Here is a 15,254-nt window from a genome sequence, read left to right on the forward strand (position 1 = left end):
GTTGCCCCATTCGGAAATCTCCGGCTCAATGTTTGCTTCCAACTCCCCGGAGCATATCGTCGGTAACCACGTCCTTCGTCGCCTCTGTGTGCCTAGGTATCCACCGTTAGCCCTTATTCGCTTGACCACTCAAATATTTTGGCCTTTTTCTGCATTCACAAAAACCTTTGCTCTGCTTACCTCGTTACTTTGCACTGGTTTTATTCAGTACTCAGCACTTGGCACTCATCACTGAGAATGTCTGTGTCTGCCTGCTAATTTGCGTTACTATGCAGTTTTCAAGGTTCTGGCTGAGAACAATCCCAGCAGTCTGACTCACTAAGTCATGTTGCTGATTTCTCTATGCTTATAAACTTACTTTACCGAACCATTAACACTTTGAAAGCTTTATACCAATCTCGACCGACCTAAGGAATGACCAACTCAGTATCTATTTAACTGTATGCTTTTCGATATCTGAGGGGTGTAGGTCTCCCTAAAAAGGAGGTGATCCAGCCACACCTTCCGGTACGGCTACCTTGTTACGACTTCACCCCAGTCACCAGTCCTGCCTTAGGCATCCTCCTCCCCGAAAGGTTGGAGTAATGACTTCGGGCACTACCAGCTTCCATGGTGTGACGGGCGGTGTGTACAAGGCCCGGGAACGAATTCACTGCAGTATGCTGACCTGCAATTACTAGCGATTCCTCCTTCACGCAGGCGAGTTGCAGCCTGCGATCTGAACTGAGCTCCGGTTTCCGGGATTTGCTTGCATTCGCATGCTTGCTGCCCTCTGTCCGGAGCATTGTAGTACGTGTGTAGCCCAAGGCGTAAGGGGCATGCTGACTTGACGTCATCCCCACCTTCCTCCGGTTTGTCACCGGCAGTCTCTCTAGAGTGCCCAACTTAATGCTGGCAACTAAAAACGAGGGTTGCGCTCGTTGCGGGACTTAACCCAACATCTCACGACACGAGCTGACGACAGCCATGCACCACCTGTGTTCGCGCTCCCGAAGGCACTCCCAGCTTTCACCAGGATTCGCGACATGTCAAGCCTTGGTAAGGTTCTTCGCGTTGCATCGAATTAAACCACATACTCCACCGCTTGTGCGGGGCCCGTCAATTCCTTTGAGTTTCACCGTTGCCGGCGTACTCCCCAGGCGGGATACTTAACGCGTTAGCTACGGCACGGCTCGGGTCGATACAAGCCACGCCTAGTATCCATCGTTTACGGCTAGGACTACTGGGGTATCTAATCCCATTCGCTCCCCTAGCTTTCGTCCCTCAGTGTCAGTTACGGCCTAGCAGAGCGCCTTCGCCACCGGTGTTCTTCCTGATCTCTACGCATTTCACCGCTACACCAGGAATTCCCTCTGCCCCGAACGTACTCTAGCTATGTAGTTTCCACTGCTCTTATGAGGTTGAGCCTCACTCTTTAACAGCAGACTTACATTGCCACCTGCGGACGCTTTACGCCCAATCATTCCGGATAACGCTTGCATCCTCCGTATTACCGCGGCTGCTGGCACGGAGTTAGCCGATGCTTATTCCTCAGGTACCGTCATTTTTTTCTTCCCTGAGAAAAGAGGTTTACGACCCAAGAGCCTTCCTCCCTCACGCGGTATTGCTCCGTCAGGCTTTCGCCCATTGCGGAAAATTCCCCACTGCTGCCTCCCGTAGGAGTCTGGGCCGTGTCTCAGTCCCAGTGTGGCTGATCGTCCTCTCAGACCAGCTACTGATCGTCGCCTTGGGAGTCCATTACACTTCCAACTAGCTAATCAGACGCGAGCTCATCATCAGGCAGTTAACCTTTCACCCAAGGGCACATCCGGTATTAGCCACCGTTTCCAGTGGTTGTCCCAGACCTGATGGTAGATTCTCACGCGTTACTCACCCGTCCGCCACTAAATCCCGAAAGATTCCGTTCGACTTGCATGTGTTAAGCATACCGCCAGCGTTCATCCTGAGCCAGGATCAAACTCTCCGTTTTGTTGTGTTTCGAGTTTGTGGCTCTGAAAAAAATATTTTCCAGAATCCTAGTTACAATTTCGATTATCTTTTTGGGAAATCCCAAAACTAAAATCTTTTGACGAGGATTGGTTTTTTTCTTAAGCTTTCAAAGTATTATGTTTTTTAGGTTCAGCGGTCGTTTGCGTCTTTCGCCTCCCGACTTAACTAGAGTAACTAGTCATCCCCTAGTTTGTCAAGGGGTAAATTTATTTTTTTTTCTAAAAGGGCAAATCGCTTGACTGGCAATACTTTCAAGTGAATGGCTTGAGCAACAAGAGGGAAGCGAAAACAAAGTGGCTAAACCTGACTGTGTGAATAATGCAGCTTGCTTGTCCATAAATGGGATCTGAATGCAAGTTGAGTGATTATTGAAAAAGGCAGGAGATAGTATTGCTAGAGGGATTTATCCTGAATTCTCATGCCTGAACTAACTATATAAGAGCAGAATTGTTGTGGAGCTTGTGGTTTAAGACTCCTATTCTATAGAGCGATCGCTACCCCTGCATTTCTGGAGCGTTCGGAATGGAAGATAGGCGTTACAGTGAGTCTAGCGCTGTAGAGGGGCTTCAAAATTTATAATGAATTTTTGAGAAAAAGCTAAAAACTAGACTAGGCAATAAATACAGATGATCCGACCGCGCAAGGTCTTTGCTCAACATTGGCTCAAAAGTGAAAAGGCGCTCAACGCAATTATAAAAGCAGCAGAGTGTACGGAAAGCGATCGCTTTGCCAACGCCGAAGGCGATCGCATCCTAGAAATTGGCCCCGGAACCGGGATTCTGACTCGTCGTTTATTACCATTGGTGCAATCTCTGATTGCGGTTGAAATAGACCGTGACTTATGCCAACTGCTATCAAAGCAGCTTGGTAAGACTGAAAATTTTTTACTGCTGCAAGGCGATTTTCTCACTCTAGATTTACCATCTTATCTAGCAGCCTTTCCCAATTTCCACAAGCCAAATAAGGTAGTAGCCAATATTCCCTATAATATTACAGGGCCAATCATTGAGAAACTACTGGGTACGATCGCTAACCCCAATCCCGAACCATTTGACTCAATAGTGTTGCTGGTACAAAAAGAAGTCGCAGAAAGGTTATATGCTAAATCAGGCTCAAAAGCTTTCGGGGCGTTGAGTGTGCGGGTACAGTATTTGGCTGAGTGTGAGTTAATCTGCACAGTTCCAGCGGCCGCATTCCATCCACCGCCAAAAGTCGATTCAGCAGTGGTGCGATTGCGTCCCCGAAAAATAGAAATACCAGCGCTTAATCCGCGACAGTTAGAGAATTTCTTAAAGTTGGGGTTTGGTGCCAAGCGCAAAATGTTACGAAATAATTTGCAATCAGTTATAGAACGCGATCGCTTGAGCCAATTACTGGAACAATTAGAAATAAATCCCCAAGCTAGAGCCGAAGACCTCAGCGTTCAGCAATGGGTAATTCTAGCAAATGAATTGGGAGTGGGGAGTTAGGAAAATTCCCATTCCCAATGCCCAATGACCAATTCCCCACTCTCATAAAATGCGTTCTTATAGCCTAATTGCCCCTGCTAAAATTAACTTGTATCTGGAAATCATTGGCGATCGCTCCGATGGCTATCATGAGTTAGCCATGATACTTCAAAGTATTGGACTTGCAGACGAAATTGATGTACGTTCCATTAGCAGTGAAAATATCCATGTTCATTGCAACCACCCACAAGTACCGACAGATAAAACTAATCTGGCATACCGCGCGGCAGAATTAATGGTGCGGCAGTTTCCCGAAGCTTTCGCTAAATATGGAGGCGTGGAGATTAGTATCAAAAAACAAATTCCTGTTGCTGCTGGGTTGGCTGGGGGTTCGACGAATGCAGCAGCGGTGTTGGTAGGGATAGATTTACTGTGGAAATTGGGACTAACTCAGTCAGAATTAGAGGAGTTGGGAAGTACACTCGGTTCAGATGTACCGTTTTGTGTGGCGGGTGGAACTGCGATCGCTACAGGTAGGGGTGAACAACTTTCTCCCCTGCCGAGTTTAGATAATATATGTATAGTCTTGGCCAAATACCGCAGCCTGGAAGTTTCCACCGCTTGGGCATACAAAACCTATCGACAGCAGTTTGGTGATTCTTATATTAGAGATAGCGACAATCTGGAAGCACGTGCTAATGCAGTTCACTCAGGAGCAATAGTAAAAGCTATTCTGGATAAGGATTCGGGAGAAATTGCCCAAAAACTGCACAATGATTTGGAACGCGTGGTATTGCCAGTCTATCCCCAAGTTTTCCAACTGCGGGAAATTTTTGCAAATCAGGAAGGCGTTTTAGGAACAATGATGTCTGGTTCTGGCCCAACAGTATTTGCTCTTTTTGAATCTGAACAGCAGGCAGAAAAAATTAAGCTGCAAGTTCGGGAAGCAATTGTTGATGAGGACTTAGAATTGTTTGTGACTAGGACAATTACACATGGTATTCAGGTGGCATCTTCAGTTTAAATAAATCTTTATGCTTAATTCAAATGGCTAGTAAAGACGCAGAGATGCAATTTTAAGGACGATTAGCTAAGGGTAATAATTATTTCCTAATCCTCCAATCGAAAATCTCAAACCTAAAATCCCAAAGATTATGAATGACCAAAACCTCACGCCACAAACAGATGCTAAAGAACAGGTTACAGCGAGTCCATTACGCTGTTTTACGGGGGCGGTGATTTCTGGAGGAATGGGATTTGCAGCATATTCGCTGATGATTGCGATCGCTACAAATTTTGCAACTAAACCTGTCCATTCAATTAATCCATTGGTAATTAAGATTTCTTCTGCTGTTCGCACTCTAGTTGTTGGTGTAGTTGCTCTAGGAAGTGGAATATTTAGTATAGTGGCAATTGGTTTGTTGGCTTTGGGAGTGCAATTATTAGTGCAGCAATTGACTAAGCAAAAAAGTAGTGAAAACTAGTAATTTGCTTTAGAGTCAGCAACCTCAAGGCGTAACTAATAAATCACTAGCGGCTAGGCGATCGCAACTACAATGCTTGGGCATTATCCTCATCAGTAGACTGGATTATTTATACCTTTTAGTTGCAGATAGTACAGATACCATCATACTTGGTGAGTCTCTGTATGTACTGCGATTCTTGACTTTAACAGATTTTGGGTTGACACTTTGTATACTGGCTCAATATTCAGAAATTTATGCGGAATTGATACTAGCGACACTGAAATTGATAGCAGCAACATTATTTATAAGCAAAGATTATGAACATAAGCCAGAGATATTTTTTACCCTTTATTTTTGTGGCAATGGTCATCAGCCTCAGCGGTTGTAGTTCTAACCCCACTGCTCAGAATATTGACAGTGTGAAGCCATCCCCTACTGTAGCAGCGACCAATAGCCTGCCGTCTCAGACTCCTAGCCAGATTCCTAGCGTAGCTCAGTTGAGAGAAAAATCTCCTAATCAAGAACCTCCTAATAAAAATACACCTTCCTCATCAACTTCTAAAACTGCGATTAAAACTACCAACGTCACACTATACACAAGTGATTCTCAATGTCAAAAGCTAGTTCCAGAAAAGGTTTCAGTGCCAGCCGAGGAACCAGTGAAAAATGTAGTAAATAAAATCTTAGAAAAACGAGATACAAGCGACTTTAGCTTGTCTGGGTATCGTGTCAACGTCAAAAATGGCATTGCTACAGTTGATTTGCGAATATCCCCTGAGTCAAAGCGGCAAATAGCTTCTCTTTCTAGTTGTGAACAGTTTGCTCTGTTTGGTAGTCTCCGCAAAACCTTAACGAGTAATGCCCAATGGAATATTAAAGAGGTTCGCTTCACTGAGCGAGGTAAGGATATTGTACTTTAGTTAAATATGGTAGCAAGTGCCGTTGTTAGCTAGTTAAAAAGATTTTTCAATCTGAACAGCCACAGGAGTTATGCATCAGGATCTACTAAAACAGTGTATGTTCTAGCCAATTGAAAACAGCTGTAAATAGTGGTATGTTTAACTTTAAGCCTAAGTTTGTGGGAGCAATTCGCGGGTGTAATTCAGTGGTAGAATGTCATCTTCCCATGGTGAACGTCGTGGGTTCGAGTCCCATCGCCCGCTTTATAAAAAAGCCTTATTTAACAAGCATTTCAAGGATTTGCTCTGTAAACTCTTGCGTAGAGGGATGAGCGCATTATCCTTGAGTCACTCTAGTCCTGGTATAAATCCTTGACCTTCTACTATTTTGCTCTTGCGCTTGCTTGTGCGATCGCTTTTTAGTTTGCTGTTGTTTAATTTTTCTCGTTCGGCTCGGATTCGTTCTAGTAAGACTGATGCAGGTTCATCATCAGGTTCTTGGGGGACGAGTTCACCCCGGAAAGCTTTGGCTAGGATAGATTGATTGAGGCGATCAAGCTTGTCTTCTGTATATTGACACTGTTTTTCAACTATTTCAATCATTGACATTAAGCGAGATACAACCTGAATAATCTCTACTTGTTCTTGTAAAGGTGGAATTGGTACAAATGTTGATTTAATCATGCTTAAGTTCAGATTAGGCTGAACTCCACCTGATGCTAATTTTCGGATATCAGTGTAGTTTTTTTGAAAAAAGAGTTTGACAAGTGGCTGAATTTTACTAGCAAGTCCTTCTAATATCAAAGCTGCACAGGCTTGATTAGTTGCAGCTTCAATTAAAAGTTCAGCAACCTTACCGCGTGTTTTTCCTTCACCATACATAGCTACTAGCAGAGTATGTTTTGGGAAAATCTTTGCATTGGTTTCTTGAATAGCTATAGGTGTGATAAATTCTTCAGCTTTATCTATAAAAAGATTGTTTAATGCTCCACTTGTTATCCAAGGAATTATTCCATTTTCATAATATTTGGGTTCATTGCGTAAAGGAGTTGCACCTGTGCCAACATCAGCGAATTGCTCAACAGATGCCCAACTCCAAGCATGAGGTAATTCTGGTAAATTAAAACTATTTATCATCTCAGGTTCTTTATACCGCGATTTCCACTTTTCATCTGTGCGTATTGTGCCACTAGCTTTTAATTTTGCAAATTCTTCTTCTTCCCATCGTTGACGACGATCTTGCTTAATCTTCTCTAGCAAAACTGAAGCAGGCTCAACATCTGGGTTTTGTTCGCGCCAGTCGGCTGTTAAATCGCCTCGGAAGGCTACGGCGAGTACGGATTGGTGGAAGCGATCGCATAACTGAGGTATACTGTCTAGTGCTTTCTTGGCTTTTTGGGTGCGATCGTTCAACTCCTCAATTTTGGTAACAATCCGCTTTTGTTCTTGGATGGGTGGAAGAGGTACGAAAACTTTATTCAGTATTTCTATATTTATATTTGCTTGTGCTGTAGCTGGTGCAAATTGCGCTAAATCTTCTCGTATAGTTCGGAGGAAATATTCAATGAAATAAGAATCAGCTAATCTATCATCAGTGATTAGACCAACAATGCTATCTGGAAAACACGCATCAAAACCTAAAATCCCTGTATCTGCAATATTCGCAGCTATTGTTATACAAATTGTGCCTTTTGGAAAGATGCGGCTTTGTTGAACACCCAATTCACTATACATCTTTGAGAAGTTAGAAATTCTTCCTCCTGAACGTGCTACTTCTCCAGTTTGAATAAAGGGAACAAAATCACCATACAATTTTGGATCATTTCTTGGTCTATGCTTAGATTTACCTCTCTTTAATTCGCCCAAATTTTTGAGTAATATGTAGCACCAACCTTCAGGCAATTCTGTTAATTCATCACTCATAAGCTGTTGTGCATTTAAATTGTGATAACAGCATCGCCTTTATTTTTGAGTTTTCGTCCCCATTTAATAATTAACTCTCCTTCATTTAAAAGTTGATGTAATAAATATTCTAGGTCTTCAATTGATTGAAATAGCCGATTAGCAATATATTCTTTTGTCGAGTGCCAGACCAATTCAATTAAGTTATAATCTGGGCTATATTCCGGGAGAAACTCTAAATGAATATTCGGCATTTCTGTTTCAATTTTATTAATATACTCTTGCTTTTTGTGAAAACTTGCATTATCAAGAATAATAACTATTTTTGCTCCCTTCTCCGCAAAATCTTTAGCTTGATTACCAGCTTCTACCCAATCGAAAACTATTTCTTCATAAAAGATTTTTAGGACTTTGTAAAAATTGTCTGCATTCCCTTTATCAATAAATTCTACAAATCTTTTCTTATCTGAATACCTTAATCCTCCCATCACATTAATTCTCCCTTTTCTTCTGTCTCCTCTCACGTTTTTAGAGTGACCTTTTTTACACCATGATTTTCTTCTTATCACCCTTAAACTAAAGCCACTCTCATCCCAAAACCATACCTGTAATCGTTCTGGATGCTCTTTCTCTATTCTTAAATACTCTGCTATTTTCTGTTTAAATGCTTTTCTTTTTTCTAGATTCCTCTTGGACTCTAAGCTATATTTTGTCCAGAGGTAGACGTACTTTTTTTTCTCTAATATCCTCCTTACTTGAGAACCACTTAATTGTATGCCTGTGAGTTGCTCTAAATATGTTGCTAATCTCTGCGCTGTCCATCTGCCAAACTCGTATCCTAATTCTTCTGGTTCTTTATCTATAGTTTCTAGTAATATTTCTATATACTTATCTGTGGCTTTTTTATGGTTTCCCTTCATCCTCTCATCTTTTAGGCTTTCTAGATTCTCTGGGTCTCCATGTACACACCAATATGATACTTTATTTAAAGAACAACCCAAAAATTCTGCTATGTTAGCTTGTGTTTTCCCGTCATTAAGCAACAAGAGAATTAGTATTCTTTCTCTTATTTCTCCATTTTCTTCCAGTTTTAAAGCTTTTTGTAGTTTCTCTATCTGCTGAGAAGTTAAATGATTTTTTGCTGGCATTATTCCATTTTTTGACTGAATTCAGTTTTTTATTATACCCAATTTAAATGCTGAACAGCTTATCAACCAATTCCGTTAATCCTCACCCTGTCCTAAAAACAAGCCTTCTAAATCCTGATACCCACTAACAACACGCAAAATTTGAATACTTCCTCAATTACAAGACTTTAAGGCTTATCTGCATTACCTGTAATTTTGACAATTGCATCATCCTCCACACTGCCATAGATAGACTGAAACGCTTGCTTAAGTTGGTTAACCACAATATCTGCATGACCATCGGTAGCACAGAAAATCAGCGTTTTTTCTGGCAGTGATGGATCGATATGCTGGGCTAAGGCTTCACAGACAACTCGGTTAAAATCTTCTGTAATTACTTTGCGGTTAAACTGTTCTACCTCAATTTTTACCTCATCAGGCGCATGAACTAAGTCAAGTTGCCCAGTTTGGGGATTGAAAAATTCCATCTGCTCACCAGGATTCCAAACCATCCCCTCATCAGATAACTTTGTCCTAATCTTGAAAGGTACTTCATGGTCAATTAACCAGCCATCTATCACAGCTTCTCGATAACTGTAGATGTAAACAGGTTCACCAAAAATTTGGGTGGTGTGCAGTGCGGGAGTTGCAGTTAAACCAATTTTTACAGCGTCGAAATACTCCAACACTCGACGGTACTTTGATACATAATCGTTAAAATCCCGAAACTCTAGTTCGCGATCGCTTAATTCTCGATCTAGTAAATAGCCCCGGTGACACTCATCCACGACAATGCAATCATACTGATCTGGCGTGATTACTGATGCACTATCGGAGGGGTAGAGAACTCGTTTAACCATACCTTGCACCGTGGCAATATGCACTTTGGTATCCCGATCGAGTTCAATCTCTTTGAGATCCTTAATCTCGAAGATATCAGCAAAACTTTGTAGGTTCTCCATCCGGGAATCTTTAAAAGCATTGGAGGTTTGTTCTCCTAGTGCAGTACGATCGACCAGAAATAATATGCGTCGAAATCGCTTGGTTTTGAGTAACCGATACACTAAAGCAATACAAGTTTTAGTTTTGCCTGTACCTGTTGCCATTGCTAACAATAATATCCGTTGTTCCCTGGCTAGCGCAGACTCTACTGCTTGGATGGCACGAATTTGATAATCACGCAACTCTAGCCCATAATTAAAGCCTTCCTGGGTTAAACGAGTATTTGCCTGGTCAACATCTTGAGCTAAGGCATCTAATAACCCTTGAGGACTGTGCCATGTGGCAAGGCATACCCGCAGATTAGTTGGACGACGTAAATCACAAAACCAAATCCCACTTTTTGTCTGAAGCTGCTGCAAATATGGTCTACCGTTGGTAGCAAATACAAACGGCACTTTGTAGTTTTGCCAAGGGCCACCAGCCAAAACTTCCTCACCCAAGACTTGGAAACCTTCACTGTAGCGTTTGGCTTGGTTCAATGCTCCTTCAGAGACATCTTTACTCTGACGCTTGGCCTCCACTACTCCGACGATCTGCAAGCCACAGAATAAGGCATAGTCAGCTCGTCCATTAGCGGTGGGATATTCTGCGATCGCTAAATTTCTTCCTTTCTGAGAACGTACACCATTTTGATAAGTCAATTCTTCTGAATCTGCTTCCCATCCAGCCGCACGTAATTGAATATCAATCAGTCGGCGTGTCTCTCTCTCATCCAGCAGCACTCCACTTTCAGCGACTTGGGCTTGAGTAATTGTCTGCTGAATTGTTTGCGGTGACTGGTTTTGAGCTTGGGCTTGAATTTCTGCTAAATGTTGTAATACCTCCTGCACTTTGGCTTGGGCTTCCCGTGCCAAATCTTCGGCGGCGGTGCGTCGTTGTGCTTCAGTTTCCGCAATTACTAAATGCCTTTGCGCTTCTTCTCGCAAACGTGCTAATTCTGCTTTGAGTGTCTCTGTCTCTATTTTTGGGTCAGGTGGAGGAATAAACGCACCTGGATCAAAATTGCGACCTCCACCAAAAGCGCGATGAAACCAAATCCCTAATGCACGAGCATATTTCAGCCCACTTAAGGCTGTGCGGTGATTGCCAGAAAGCTCGTGAGTCGCCTGATTACCAATTTTTCGCAACTCATGAAACAGACGATCTACTTCACTTTTGATTAAACCGCGATCGCGCAACCGATTGAGTAAATTAATCTGCCGTTCATCTGCTACCTCATAAAGTCCAATATTGGCTGCTGCTAATTGCGCCAGCAATTCACCAAACTGCCGCAACTTAATCAAACAAGTATTGGGGTCGTCGGCAAAATATCGTTCTGCTAAAGCACCCAAGCGCACAAGTTGTTGATCATGGACTGCAAGAAATGAGAAGTTTAACGACTCTGGCATATCGGCTTATAGAAAAGCACCCTAATTTTTGTGTTTAGAGTTACTTAAAAAATCTCAGTAATTCTAATCCGGTCTTATCAACTAAGTTATAACCCAATACAGTTCAGTTAAGCATTTGTCTCTTCTCTCAGTGCCCTCTGCGTCTACGTTAAAAAAATTGACTTTGACAAAGGGTTTTAGTCTTAACCCAAGCGTATTGGGCTTTGGCGTTAAGTTGACGCGAATAGACAGATGTGCCCCCCAACAAAGTATCCACACAATTGAAATCTGAAAAATTTATAGAAACACATCTATCCTGTGAGGTATTTTATACAAAAAATAAATAAATATTCACATAGTTATTTAAAGATGATGTAATCTCAGCGTTCAAAATCAAGGCTGTAAAGCTGAGAACTCAACGCCTTACCGTCTATCGGAGGTAGCAAAAGCAAAGGAGAAATGTCAGGATTAGAGGATGTACCTTTGGGGAATGATGTCAAGTAGGTGAAATATTTATTAATATTATTAGTAGGAAGTGTAAATTCAGTGACAAGAGTCCGAAAAAATTTCTCATGGCGTTATTTCGCATCAATCACCAGATTCTTCACTAACGGAGCAGAAGATTATGAACGACCAGCAACCATCAGACTCTAAGCAATTCGTCGGGAATCTTAAGAATGGTATTTGGCTGTTTGGCCTATCATCCTGGGTATTTGGCATTACCGATCGCAGTATTGCTTCATTTGCAGATGGCTATCTATCTGCTTTGGATTTGACGCAACTATTCACAGCTGCGACGTTTTTTGTGGCGTGGCTATTTTTAAAACCGACATCCAGAGTTTAAATTAAGCAATTGATTGAGTATCCATTCACTCTTGATGCCAGTCTGATCGAGATGCATAAGTTGCCGATTTTGCTTCATCCTACCTCTGCATCCAAGAAAAGTGTAGTTAAATAGCGTCTTTTCGCTTGCAAAGTCAGAGTTATAGCTCCTGTGATTTTGATGTATCTAGAAAAATTTTTCTAATTTTCTGGAATTGATTACGCTCATGTAGTAGTATCTATCAGATTACCGATTTATACTGAAACTCTATAACGAACCTTCGGGGAATATAACCCCATTTCGGATTAAAAGCCCAGTCTTCATGGCTGGGCTTTTGACAAGTAATTAAAAAAATTGGGGTAACTCTGGAAAATCCCAGAGTTACCCCAAATTTTAACAGTGATGAATTAAAAACAGTTTTTAACTCATCACTTCTCATGGAATTAGGCAAAGGCGGCGGTTGTCACGTCGTTATTTGACAGAATTTCTTGCAATTCTTCAGCGTCTACGGTTTCTTTATCAACCAGCATTTCGGCTATCTGATCCAAAATGTGGCGGTTACGCACCAATACTTCTTTAGCGCGTGTATAGGCTACATCTACAAGTTTGCGGACTTCTTCATCAATGGCAGCGGCGGTTTCTTCAGAAAAATCGCGCTCTGACATGATATCTCGTCCGAGGAACATATTACCTTGTTGACGACCAAGGGCAACAGGGCCTAAGCGATCGCTCATCCCAAATCGGGTAATCATCTGACGTGCAACACGGGCTACTTGTTGTAAATCATTAGAAGCACCAGTTGTAACTTCTTCTTCACCAAAGATTAATTCTTCAGCAATCCGACCACCCAAAGCCACAGCCATCTGATTTTCCAGATAAGCGCGGCTGTACAAACCAGTGTCCATCCGGTCTTCGCTAGGGGTAAACCAAGTTAAACCACCTGCGCGACCGCGAGGGATGATACTAATTTTTTGTACTGGGTCATAGTCGGGCATTAAAGCACCAACTAAAGCGTGACCAGCTTCATGATATGCCACCAAGGTTTTGCGCTTTTCGCTCATTACCCGGTCTTTCTTCTCTGGCCCAGCTAATACGCGATCAATTGCATCGTTGATTTCATCCATTGAAATCTCAGTCAAATTCCGGCGTGCTGCCAGAATTGCGGCTTCATTCAACAGGTTGGATAAATCTGCGCCAGTAAATCCAGGGGTACGACGGGCGATTTTATCCAAGTCCACATCTTTCGCCAAGGTTTTGCCACGGGCGTGAACCTTGAGAATTTCGCTGCGTCCGGCATAGTCGGGACGGTCTACCACAACTTGACGGTCAAAGCGACCAGGACGCAATAAGGCTGCATCTAGGACATCGGGACGGTTGGTAGCGGCAATAATGATGATGCCAGTGTTGCCTTCAAAACCGTCCATTTCTGTGAGTAACTGATTGAGGGTTTGTTCCCGCTCATCGTTACCACCACCTAAACCTGCACCCCGTTGACGACCTACGGCGTCAATTTCATCAATGAAGACGATACAAGGAGCATTAGTCTTAGCTTGTTCAAATAAATCGCGGACGCGGGATGCACCCACACCGACGAACATTTCCACAAATTCTGAACCAGAGATTGAGAAGAAGGGTACACCTGCTTCGCCAGCTACGGCACGCGCGAGGAGGGTTTTACCAGTACCAGGAGGGCCAACTAACAGTACACCTTTAGGAATTTTTGCACCAACGGCGGTAAAGCGATCGGCGTTTTTCAGAAAGTCTACGACTTCGTTTAATTCCAACTTGGCTTGGTCAATACCAGCAACATCGCCAAATGTCACCTGAGTTTGTGGTTCCATTTGCACTCTGGCTTTAGATTTACCAAAGTTCATCGCTTGGCTACCTGGGCCACTTTGAGCGCGACGTAGCAAGAAGAATAAGCCAACCAAAAGTAATACAGGGAAAAATAAGCTGCTCAGTGCCTTAAACCAAAATCCTTCGTCGGTTTGAGGCAAAACAGAAATATCAACGCCTTTAGAAGTCAGAGTATTAATCAAGTCTGGATCGTTGACTAAGGTAACAATCCGTTTCGCTGGGTCATATTTGGGTGTAACCAGTGCTGTGGAGCGATCTGCACTCAAACTGACTTTTTCTACTCTGCCTTGCTGAACTTCTTGAATAAAGCGACTGTATCGCCATGTCTCTCTGCTTTGGGGTTGTTTGTCAAAAAATGCTGTTCCCAGCGCAATGACGACAATAAACAGCAGCGCGTACAGCCCTGCATTTCTCCATCTTTTATTCACTAAGGTCTATCCTCCGGTATTTTTCGCGCCTTACCTCTCAGTGGCCGCTTTGCGCGATCGCCTAGCGTCTCTGATTGCAAAGGTGATTATTAAGAATTATGTTAACTTATCTTAAGATATAACAAATTTGGCGTGACTGTCATGCTAAAAAAAGCTCCCTTATTAGCTGAAAACTTTGATGGTGGGGATTATATTGTAGCGACCCTGAAGGCTGATGAACGGTATGAATGGGAATAATTTCTACCACACTATTAGTGTAGGCGATCGCTTCAAATCTCTGGACTAACTCAACGCTCCAAGTTTCTTCTCGTATTGGCTGCTGGTGGTTTTGCAACCAGTTTACAAGTTGCGATCGCCCAATTCCTGGCAAAATACCAGCCTTTATTGGCGGCGTGTACCAACTGCGATCGCACCATCCCCAAAGGTTTCCTGTACTCGTTTCTAGCCAATTTCCTTGAGTATCGATTAATATTGCTTCTTGAGCATCTGAGCTAGTCTTTGCTAACCAAGCGCTCAAATAATTTCCAGTTTTATGAGAGGGGAGAGAGCGAGAAAACTCTGAACTGGCAACAGCGCATAAAATACCATTCTTTTGTTTTTTTGTCAAATCTGACGGTAATAATCTGCCAGTTATCCACTCTCGTCCATCGGGAAAGAGGGTAATTCTGAGAATGGGGAAGTGCGTGAGGAGAATTTGAGCGCCTTTGCGTAGACGGTTCCAATCTGGTTGCTGCCAACCAAAAGTTTGTAGTGAGAAGAGTAAGCGATCGCAGTGTGCTTGCCAATTAGTTAAATTACTATCTAGCGAGTTCTGATAAACCCGCAATGTTGTAAAAACAGTCGCCCCATAAAGTAAACCGGGATCGTTAATGTTTAATTCTAGGGTTTGAGAGTGAATTAATTTGCCGTCATACCAAAAAATATTATTTGTCACAACCAGATTGCT

10 protein-coding genes, 1 tRNA gene and 2 rRNA genes (1 of these 13 only partly in view) are annotated in these 15,254 nt (G+C 42.7%); 6 read left to right on the forward strand and 7 right to left on the reverse strand.

What is annotated here, in order from left to right; all coding sequences use genetic code 11:
* Positions 1-127, reverse strand: a 23S ribosomal RNA gene (locus tag FD723_RS25380) (it extends 2,763 nt beyond the left edge of the window).
* Between the two features lie 352 nt (positions 128-479).
* Positions 480-1,969, reverse strand: a 16S ribosomal RNA gene (locus tag FD723_RS25385).
* The 16S and 23S rRNA genes sit together here, the layout of an rRNA operon.
* Before the next feature lie 646 nt (positions 1,970-2,615).
* Between FD723_RS25385 and rsmA the strand changes: the two genes are divergently transcribed.
* The 5 genes from rsmA to FD723_RS25410 all read left to right on the forward strand — a co-directional run bounded on the left by rsmA (position 2,616) and on the right by FD723_RS25410 (position 6,066).
* Complete coding sequence (rsmA, locus tag FD723_RS25390; RefSeq protein WP_179067837.1) at positions 2,616-3,458, forward strand: 16S rRNA (adenine(1518)-N(6)/adenine(1519)-N(6))-dimethyltransferase RsmA; 843 nt, start codon at positions 2,616-2,618, stop codon at positions 3,456-3,458.
* 49 nt (positions 3,459-3,507) lie between these two features.
* Positions 3,508-4,461, forward strand: a complete 954-nt coding sequence (ispE, locus tag FD723_RS25395) for a 4-(cytidine 5'-diphospho)-2-C-methyl-D-erythritol kinase (RefSeq protein ID WP_179067838.1) — start codon at positions 3,508-3,510, stop codon at positions 4,459-4,461.
* Between the two features lie 130 nt (positions 4,462-4,591).
* Positions 4,592-4,921: a DUF3082 domain-containing protein gene (locus tag FD723_RS25400; RefSeq protein ID WP_179067839.1), complete on the forward strand. Its 330-nt coding sequence runs from the start codon at positions 4,592-4,594 to the stop codon at positions 4,919-4,921.
* 299 nt (positions 4,922-5,220) lie between these two features.
* Positions 5,221-5,823 carry a GerMN domain-containing protein gene (locus FD723_RS25405; RefSeq protein WP_179067840.1) on the forward strand — a complete coding sequence of 201 codons (603 nt, stop codon included), beginning with the start codon at positions 5,221-5,223 and terminating at the stop codon, positions 5,821-5,823.
* Between the two features lie 171 nt (positions 5,824-5,994).
* A tRNA-Gly gene (locus tag FD723_RS25410) sits at positions 5,995-6,066 on the forward strand.
* Positions 6,067-6,150: 84 nt separating this feature from the next.
* Here the strand turns inward: FD723_RS25410 and FD723_RS25415 are convergent.
* From FD723_RS25415 to hsdR, 3 genes are all read right to left on the reverse strand, one after another.
* Positions 6,151-7,725, reverse strand: a complete 1,575-nt coding sequence (locus tag FD723_RS25415) for a restriction endonuclease subunit S (RefSeq protein WP_179067841.1) — start codon at positions 7,723-7,725, stop codon at positions 6,151-6,153.
* A 14-nt stretch (positions 7,726-7,739) separates the two neighbouring features.
* Complete coding sequence (locus FD723_RS25420; protein ID WP_179064039.1) at positions 7,740-8,852, reverse strand: IS630 family transposase; 1,113 nt, start codon at positions 8,850-8,852, stop codon at positions 7,740-7,742.
* A 167-nt stretch (positions 8,853-9,019) separates the two neighbouring features.
* Positions 9,020-11,221 carry a type I restriction-modification system endonuclease gene (gene hsdR / locus FD723_RS25425; protein WP_256874924.1) on the reverse strand — a complete coding sequence of 734 codons (2,202 nt, stop codon included), beginning with the start codon at positions 11,219-11,221 and terminating at the stop codon, positions 9,020-9,022.
* A 604-nt stretch (positions 11,222-11,825) separates the two neighbouring features.
* Here hsdR and FD723_RS25430 point away from each other — a divergent pair.
* On the forward strand, positions 11,826-12,044 hold the full coding sequence (locus FD723_RS25430) for a hypothetical protein (protein ID WP_179067842.1): 219 nt from the start codon (positions 11,826-11,828) through the stop codon (positions 12,042-12,044).
* Positions 12,045-12,466: 422 nt separating this feature from the next.
* On the opposite strand, the gene ftsH3 is transcribed toward FD723_RS25430, so the two are convergent.
* Positions 12,467-14,308, reverse strand: coding sequence for an ATP-dependent zinc metalloprotease FtsH3 (ftsH3, locus tag FD723_RS25435; RefSeq protein ID WP_179067843.1), 1,842 nt, complete (start codon positions 14,306-14,308; stop codon positions 12,467-12,469).
* 139 nt (positions 14,309-14,447) lie between these two features.
* A complete protein-coding gene (locus FD723_RS25440) occupies positions 14,448-15,242 on the reverse strand; it encodes an aminotransferase class IV (protein ID WP_256874925.1) in 795 nt (264 codons plus the stop codon).
* Between the last annotated feature and the right edge of the window lie 12 nt (positions 15,243-15,254).

Origin of the sequence: Nostoc sp. C052 (assembly GCF_013393905.1) — a bacterium.
Lineage (GTDB): Bacteria > Cyanobacteriota > Cyanobacteriia > Cyanobacteriales > Nostocaceae > Nostoc.

Excerpts from the sequence above, each read along its gene's own strand:
- rsmA (WP_179067837.1), top strand. The coding sequence starts at position 2,616 with ATGATCCGACCGCGCAAGGTCTTTGCTCAACATTGGCTCAAAAGTGAA.
- ispE (WP_179067838.1), top strand. The coding sequence starts at position 3,508 with ATGCGTTCTTATAGCCTAATTGCCCCTGCTAAAATTAACTTGTATCTG.
- FD723_RS25400 (WP_179067839.1), top strand. The coding sequence starts at position 4,592 with ATGAATGACCAAAACCTCACGCCACAAACAGATGCTAAAGAACAGGTT.
- FD723_RS25405 (WP_179067840.1), top strand. The coding sequence starts at position 5,221 with ATGAACATAAGCCAGAGATATTTTTTACCCTTTATTTTTGTGGCAATG.
- FD723_RS25415 (WP_179067841.1), bottom strand. The coding sequence starts at position 7,725 with ATGAGTGATGAATTAACAGAATTGCCTGAAGGTTGGTGCTACATATTA.
- FD723_RS25420 (WP_179064039.1), bottom strand. The coding sequence starts at position 8,852 with ATGCCAGCAAAAAATCATTTAACTTCTCAGCAGATAGAGAAACTACAA.
- hsdR (WP_256874924.1), bottom strand. The coding sequence starts at position 11,221 with ATGCCAGAGTCGTTAAACTTCTCATTTCTTGCAGTCCATGATCAACAA.
- FD723_RS25430 (WP_179067842.1), top strand. The coding sequence starts at position 11,826 with ATGAACGACCAGCAACCATCAGACTCTAAGCAATTCGTCGGGAATCTT.